The organism is Winogradskyella wichelsiae (genome assembly GCF_013403925.1).
GTDB classification, from domain to species: Bacteria; Bacteroidota; Bacteroidia; order Flavobacteriales; family Flavobacteriaceae; genus Winogradskyella; species Winogradskyella wichelsiae.
The window spans coordinates 256912-264192 of the sequence record NZ_JABFDJ010000007.1; the positions used below are offsets into that span (position 1 = coordinate 256912).

Sequence of the window (7281 nt, forward strand, 5' to 3'; positions counted from 1 at the left end):
GGGTTTTGTTAAGCGCGTTCTAAAATCATTGCAGAAGCACCGCCACCACCATTACAAATCGCTGCAGCTCCTAATTTTGCATTATTTTGATGTAGTACGCTAATTAGAGTCACTAAAATTCTAGCTCCAGAACAACCTAAAGGGTGCCCTAAAGAAACAGCTCCTCCATTCACGTTTACGTTATGATCATCTAATCCTAAAATTTTCATATTAGCTAAACCTACTACAGAAAATGCTTCGTTAAATTCAAAGAAATCAATAGCGTTAATATCTAAGCTAGCTTTTGCTAATGCTTTTGGTAATGCTTTAGCAGGTGCGGTTGTAAACCATTTTGGCTCTTGTGCAGCATCTGCATATGATTTTATAGTTGCAATAGGTGTTAATCCTAATTCTTCAGCTTTTTCTCTACTCATTAATATTAATGCAGCGGCACCATCATTAATTGTAGATGCATTTGCAGCAGTAACAGTTCCATCTTTAGTAAAAGCAGGACGTAAAGCTGGAATTTTATCCATTCTTACATTTGTATACTCTTCATCACTATCAACTATAACTGGTTCTCCACGACGTTGTGGTACTTCAACACTAATCACTTCATCTTTAAATTTACCAGCTTCCCAAGCGGCTTTAGAACGCTCATAAGATTGAACAGCAAAAGCATCTTGATCTTCTCTCGAGAATTTGTATTCCGTAGCACATTCATCAGCACAAACACCCATGGCGTTTTTATCATAGGCATCTACTAAACCATCTTTTTGCATACCATCTTCAAGAGTTGCAGGTCCAAATTTGGTAGCAGATCTAGCATGGTAATAATGAGGAATTAAACTCATGTTTTCCATACCACCAGCAACAACAATATCTGCATCACCTAATTGAATAGCCTGAGCAGCTTGCATAACAGCTTTCATACCTGATGCACAAACTTTATTAACGGTAGAACAAGGTACTGTATTGGGTATACCAGCATAAATTGCAGCCTGTCTCGCAGGTGCTTGTCCAGTACCAGCTTGTACTACATTTCCCATAATAACTTCATCTACCAATTCTGGTTTCAAGTTAATTTTTTCTAAAGCTCCTTTAATAGCAGCAGCTCCTAATCTTGTTGCTGGTACCGTAGATAGGCTTCCTAAAAAACTTCCAATTGGAGTTCTTACAGCTGAAACGATAACGACGTCCTTATTCATAATAAATATGTTTGATTGTTGTTTAGTGCGAATTTAAACATTTTTTGAGAGATTTGAGAATGTATTAATGATATTAGCGGTGTAAAATTCTAATATTTCTTACATTTGATTGTATATGAATGTATTCTACAATAAGTGGTATAAGAACCACGCTCTAGTGTATAAGGTTTTGTTGTTTATCGTAACAACATTGTTTATTGTGTATGTATTTCCGAAGACAGGAAAGTTTAGATATTCTTTTGAAAAAGGAAAGCCATGGCAGTCTGAAAACCTCTATGCTCCTTTTAATTTTGCGATTAAAAAATCTCCTAAAGAAATTGAAAAAGAAGAGTTAGAAATTAAAAGCCAAAGTCTTGTTTATTTTGAATTAAATAAAGAGATTGAAGAAGAAGTATTATCTGAATATTTAACAAGGTTTAATCAGGTGTTTAAAGATTCAACTAATTTTAATATTCAAAATTCTGAATTATATAAAAAGGGACGGTCAATAATTAAAAGCCTGTATAATAAAGGAATATTAGATTCGGACTATAATTACGATGTTGATAGAGCTGTAAAATTAGCGACTTCTAATAAAGTAGAAAAAGAGGTTCAATATGGTACTTTTCTTGAAATCAGTAATTTAAGGCTTCGTGTGGAAGCAGACATGGGGAATTCAATGCCTAAAAATGCCAAGAAACGTATGATATCGGTGTTTTTTGATGTTATAAAACCGAATATAAAACTGAATGAAATCTTAACCAAAAAGGCTTTAGAGGAAGACCTATCAAGATTGTCTTTAACAAGAGGGCGTGTTGAAAAAGATCAGCTCATTATTTCAAAAGGGCAAGTAATCGAAGAAGCTCAGTATGATATTCTAAGTTCTCTAAAATCTGAATACGAATCTCAAGTTTGGAATACTACCAATTATAATTGGGTTCTTATTGCCTACACGTTATTAGTAGCTTTAACACTTTTGATGCTATTATTATTTTTAAGTAAGTATAGAAAAGAGGTGTTTTTAAACAATACTAAAGTTACGTTTATCTTTTTTAATATCTCTTTAATGATATTAATTACCTCTTTAGTTGTAAATATTAATTCGCAATTTATTTATATCGTTCCACTGTGTATTATGCCTTTGGTTTTAAAAGCTTTTTTTGATGCAAGATTAGGATTGTTTACACATGTACTTACCGTTTTACTTTTAGGCTTTGTAGTGCCAAATAGTTACGAGTATATGTTTCTTCAAATTATTGCAGGTATGGTAACCATATTAACGGTTTCTGAATTGTATAAAAGAGCTAATTTATTTATTTCGGTGGGACAGATTACTTTCATTTATATCATTGCTTATTTTGCATTTTTCGTTATTCATGAAGGGCAATTAACAGGCCTTAAATTAGAAACTTTTGGATTATTCATATTATGTGGTTTAGCAACACTTTTTGTACAACCGTTAATCTATATATATGAGAAAATATTCGGTTTAGTTTCTGATGTTTCACTATTAGAGCTTTCAGATACTAATACCAAATTATTGAAAGAGTTATCTAACAGAGCGCCTGGTACATTTCACCATTCACTTAATGTTGCAAATCTAGCAGAGTCATCAGCAAATGAAATTGGTGCAAATGCCATGTTAGTGAGGGTAGGGGCTTTATACCATGATATTGGTAAGATGAATAACCCAACGTATTTTACAGAAAATCAGAGTACCGGAATTAATCCGCACGACGAATTATCAAGTATAGAAAGCGCAAAAATAATTATAGAACACACCTTAAATGGCATTGAGATTGCTAAGAAGTATAATCTACCAGACCGCGTCATTGACTTTATTAGAACTCATCATGGCACTAGTCTTGTATACTATTTTTATATGAAGGAAAAAGCAACAAATGAAAATGTAAATATAAAGGACTTTATGTATCCTGGCCCGACACCATTTAGTAAAGAAACTGCAATACTAATGATGTGCGATAGCTTGGAGGCGGCATCTAAAAGTTTAAAAGAACCAACAAGTACAAAGCTTAACGAATTTGTTGAAAATATAATAAATAAGCAGATGGAAAGTGGTCAGTTTTTAAATGCAGATATTACATTTAAAGAAATTCAAGCTATTAAAAAAGTATTGAAATCTAAGTTGGCTAATATCTATCACTTAAGGATTGAATACCCTGAATAAATAAAAAGTTAGCTTAAACTATTTTAACTAAATTATGTATTTATTTCACATATAAATAAGCCATATTTATAATAGCTACTAATCCTGTAAGACAACCTAAAATTAAATTCATCTTGTGTGCTATAGTGGTGAGTTTGTGTTCAATTCTACTCGCAATAATTGCGTACAATGCATATAACGAGAATGAGCCTAATGTAGAGCCAATGGAAAAGTATAAGCTGTTTAATAAAGAGTATTCAAAATAATCTAAACTAATTAATAAAGAAATTGACGTAAAGTAGAATGGAATTGCAAAAGTATTTAACAGCGACAAGCCTATACCACTGAAATATGCTTTTGATTTTTTTATTTCAATTTTCTTTTTTTTGTTTTTTGAATTGATATGTAATCTAAAAAAATTAAGAGATAAGAGTAGTAAAATCCCTGTACCTACTTTTTGTATAAGTGTAATATATTCTGAGTTTTTCATTAAAATATTGGAAAAGTAGGCTCCAACATTTGCTTGAAAAAATAAAACTGTAGCAAAACCTCCAATGAGATAAAAGGCAGAAATTTCACCACTTTTTAGACTGTACTTAACAACCGTTAGATTTAGATAACTAGGTACAATACTACCAGATGTTGCTACAAGAAATCCTAATAATAAACATGTAATGAAGTTCATTTATTTTTTTTAGCAATAAACAATTTAATAAGTCCTCTTGCTATTCCATTCAACCATTAGATTAGCTCAAAAGGTAAATAGTTGAATCTATTTTGAGAAAATCAATTTAAAGGTTGTAAAAATTAAAAAATATCCTTTTCAGACTAACCATAATTTTTTTAGCGTAAAAAAGCGTTACTTTATCTCGTAAGATTTTTTTGTGATTGCACCAGGATTTTAACCTAGCACCGCCTGCTTAGATGACCAAAAAAATCGACTATTTTCACTAGTAATATTATTTGTAAATCTTTGATTTTCTGGTGTTTAGTTTGTTTTGAGATTGTTTGATATGAATTGTACTCAAAGAGAAGTGTGCGCAAAGTGTGCGTAATTTTTGCTAACTTTATATCTAAAATTACTGAGAAATGGCACGAGCAAAATTAATTTTGGATACCAGAGCTAAATCAAAAACTGCGAATGAAGGGTTGTTTCCAATCGTAGTTAGAGTTTTTCATAAGAGACCTAGAATGATTCGTCTTCCTTACAAAACGTCTAAAGCTGGATGGGATGCAAATAACATGACAATGAAAAAATCAGTTTCAGTAAATAAGGATTTGGATTGTGATGAGATTAATAAAGCGTTATATGAAAAACTTCATTCAGCAAAGACTTTGATCAATGAACTTGGTGATACTCTTAATCAGATAACAGTTGATACGTTAGTTCAAAATATTAAAAAGTTATGGGACGATAAATTAGATTCAAAGATTAAGAAAGACCTGTCTAATGAAATTACCCTAGAGGAATGGGGTAAAGTTTTAATAAACCGAAAACTGAAATCTAACAAGCCTGCAACGGCTAATTGGTACAAAAATGCAATAACAGCTTTTGAAAAATTCAATAATAATTCTCCTGTAAAGTTTCATCAGATTACAGTAACTTTTTTAACTGATTTTGAGATAGAACATTTATCAAAAGGAAATTCTAAAAATTGTATAAGTTCATACGCTAGAGCAATAAGAGCTATTTATAATAGTGCAATTAAAGAAGATCTGTTTATACCATTTAAACATCCTTTTTCTAGTTATAAAATTCCATCTACAAGAAGAACAAAAAAAAAGGCATTGTCTAAAGAAAAAATAATTGCTATTCGAAATTTGAAATATGAGGAAAACAGTAGTCTTTGGCATACAAGAAATTATTTTTTAGCCATGTTTAACTGTAGGGGTATGAATTTAATTGATCTTGCTAAATTGAAATTAGGTGATATAAAAGGAAATAGAATATTTTATGGCAGAAGTAAAACCAACGATCCTTTATCAATTAGAATTACCACAGAATTTTCTGAAATACTTAAGAAGTATACTCAGGATAAGGATCCAAATGACTTTGTTTTTCCAATAGGTTACGACGGCTCGGTTGAAACATTTAAAAAATATCGCTCAGACAGAAGATTAGTTAACAAATTATTGAAGAAAATTGCAAAAGATGCAAATAAAGAAGAAAAAATAACCTCTTATTATATACGACATTCTTGGGCAACTATCGCAAAAAAACATGGGCATTTCTACGGAAATCATAAGTGAAGGGCTAGGGCATCAATCTATTCGGACAACTGAGGTTTATTTAAAAAGTTTCGAAAATATAGTTTTAGATGAAGCAAATGATTTTATAGTAGGTTAATAAATATAGACTAGTAATGATAATAGAATATTTTGATATATATTTTAAGTTTAAAATTATGTAGCCTTTATTTAGGACGGTGTATTATGTCACGTCCTAAAATACGGCTACAGATTAATACTTGTTTTTAAGCGGCATATTGATGCACGTAATTAGGTGTTTTATAGTCTAAAGATAAATGTAATCTTTTATTGTTGTACAATTTGATTGCATTTTTCGTTGCTTTTTTAGCTTGAACCACGCTAGCAAATGTTTGGTCGAGATAGAATTCATCTTTGAGTATTCCGTTAAGTCTTTCGGCTATTGCGTTTTCATAGCAATGATTTTCTTCTGTCATGCTGATATTAATATTTTTTCTTTTTAAAATTTGCGTATAAATATTGCTACAGTATTGAATACCTCTGTCCGAATGATGAATAAGTTTCGAGGTGTCTTCAGCATTGTAAATGGCTTTATTGAGCGCTCTTACACAGCCTTTTAGTTCTAAACTATCACTAAGGTCGTAGCCCACGATTTTTCTGGAATACAAGTCCGTAATCAAGGCTAGGTAACAGAACCCTTTTATGGTTCTAATATAAGTAATGTCAGAAGCCCAAACTTGATTAGGTCTATTGATTTTGAGGTCTTTTATGATGTTGTTGTACTTGTAGAACCTGTGATATGAATTGGTAGTTCTAGAAGAATATTTTTTTCTTCGAACGAGCAGTTCATTATCTCTCAAGATACTGAATAGCCTATCTCTACCTATTTTTATGTGTAGATTTTGAAACTCATGATGTAATGATTTCATGAGTTTTCTAGTCCCTTCTCTGGGTAGCGTTCTTCTGCTTTTTCGCACAAGTTGAACAACAGTTCGTTCTACCTCTTTTTTGGCTATGTAGCGTTTGTGGTATTTGTAATAGGCATCCCTTTTTAAGGAAAAAGCATCACAAATAACAGCTATAGAGTAGTGTCTATTATTTCTGTTTTTCGGTGCTGATTTCATTAGGGCTCGATGTTTAAGTTTTTTTTTAATTCTTCAACATCTTTGTATCCTAAGTTTTCAGCAGCTACTTCGAGATAAGAGTCATTAACAAGCTTATCTAAGTCCTTTTTTGATAAGAAGGTCTTTGAGTTGTTTTAGCTCTTTCTGAAGGGCTTTAATACGGCTTAATTCATCGTCTGTTTGCACGGTTACACGGGTATTCATTAAATTTTTACGATCATATTTTTTAATCCATACATTGATTGTACTGGATTGTATTCCGTAAGTTAAGGCAATTTGTCTTTTGGAATGGTTTCCTTTGGTAAGTTCTGCTAATATTTTGAGTTTAAAACTCTCACTATAACGTCTTACATATCCATCATTTTTATACATATACATTTGGTTTAGTGTATACATATTTCAGGACGGGTCATAATGACACACAACGTTGTTGTATATGGTTTGTTGCGTGTTTTAAGCACCTAATTTAGCAAATAAAAACCGAATAGAAAATCCGCGAGGATTTTCGTAAGTAGGCTAGAACTAGTAATAAATTATATACGGCTTAAGTTAGCATTTTAATAAAAACACTAAATTTAAGCTATATAATTAGAAAGAACAAAAGAGAGGAATAAGG

6 protein-coding genes are annotated in these 7281 nt (G+C 31.5%); 2 read left to right on the forward strand and 4 right to left on the reverse strand.

The window, feature by feature from the left end:
• Nucleotides 1-8: 8 nt before the first annotated feature.
• The gene (locus HM985_RS14955; RefSeq protein ID WP_179377022.1) at nt 9-1187 is read right to left on the reverse strand and encodes an acetyl-CoA C-acyltransferase; all 1179 of its coding nucleotides are present in this window, start codon (nt 1185-1187) and stop codon (nt 9-11) included.
• Between the two features lie 115 nt (nt 1188-1302).
• On the opposite strand from HM985_RS14955, the gene HM985_RS14960 reads away from it, so the two are divergent.
• Nucleotides 1303-3354, forward strand: coding sequence for an HD family phosphohydrolase (locus tag HM985_RS14960; RefSeq protein WP_179377023.1), 2052 nt, complete (start codon nt 1303-1305; stop codon nt 3352-3354).
• 40 nt (nt 3355-3394) lie between these two features.
• On the opposite strand, the gene HM985_RS14965 is transcribed toward HM985_RS14960, so the two are convergent.
• The gene (locus tag HM985_RS14965) at nt 3395-4018 is read right to left on the reverse strand and encodes a LysE family transporter (protein ID WP_179377024.1); all 624 of its coding nucleotides are present in this window, start codon (nt 4016-4018) and stop codon (nt 3395-3397) included.
• Nucleotides 4019-4422: 404 nt separating this feature from the next.
• Here HM985_RS14965 and HM985_RS14970 point away from each other — a divergent pair, with 404 nt between their 5' ends.
• Nucleotides 4423-5583, forward strand: coding sequence for a tyrosine-type recombinase/integrase (locus tag HM985_RS14970; protein WP_179377025.1), 1161 nt, complete (start codon nt 4423-4425; stop codon nt 5581-5583).
• A 224-nt stretch (nt 5584-5807) separates the two neighbouring features.
• On the opposite strand, the gene HM985_RS14975 is transcribed toward HM985_RS14970, so the two are convergent.
• Entirely contained in the window at nt 5808-6665 is an 858-nt protein-coding gene (locus HM985_RS14975; RefSeq protein WP_179377026.1) for an IS3 family transposase, read from the reverse strand.
• Nucleotides 6666-6758: 93 nt separating this feature from the next.
• Nucleotides 6759-7037, reverse strand: a complete 279-nt coding sequence (locus HM985_RS14980) for a transposase (protein ID WP_246285036.1) — start codon at nt 7035-7037, stop codon at nt 6759-6761.
• Between the last annotated feature and the right edge of the window lie 244 nt (nt 7038-7281).